This window comes from Bacteroides sp. An269 (assembly GCF_002159755.1).
Taxonomy (GTDB): Bacteria; Bacteroidota; Bacteroidia; order Bacteroidales; family Bacteroidaceae; genus Phocaeicola; species Phocaeicola intestinalis.
The window spans coordinates 1-565 of the sequence record NZ_NFJG01000267.1 but is presented as its reverse complement, the minus strand read 5'-3'; the positions used below and the strand labels follow the sequence as shown (position 1 = coordinate 565).

At 49.6% G+C, this 565-nt stretch carries 1 protein-coding gene; it reads left to right on the top strand.

The features are described 5' to 3' along the window. A partial coding sequence (locus tag B5F71_RS19675; RefSeq protein ID WP_158098172.1) for an AAA family ATPase occupies positions 1-565 on the top strand: 565 nt, incomplete at both ends.

Here is a 565-nt window from a genome sequence, read left to right as displayed (position 1 = left end):
ACCACTACACGTATGTAGACAAAACCGCCCTGATATACCAGCTGGTATCAACAGGGAAGATTTATTTCCTCAGCCGTCCGAGGCGGTTCGGGAAAAGCCTGCTTGTGTCCACCCTGAAGAACTATTTCTTAGGTAGGAAAGAGCTGTTCAAGGGACTTGCCATCGAGAAACTGGAAACGGAATGGAGGGAATATCCCGTATTTCATATCGACTTCAACGGAAGCAACTTCACCGTTCCGGGTACATTGGAAGATATACTGGAGGGCACCATAAAAGGTTGGGAACGGGAATACGGAAAGAGCCAGGACTATACGGATATTGGGAAACGTTTTGCCTACGTGCTCAAACAGGCTCACAAACAATCGGGTAGACGTTGCGTGGTGTTGATTGACGAATACGACAAGCCTATCCTGGACGTGCTTGATACGGGCATTAAGGGAGAACAGGAGGAAACGCTGCTGGAGGACCGGAACCGGGAAGTGCTGAAAGGATTCTATTCGGTATTCAAGGCTGCGGACGATGACCTGCAGTTCGTCTTGCTCACCGGAGTTACCAAGTTCTCGCA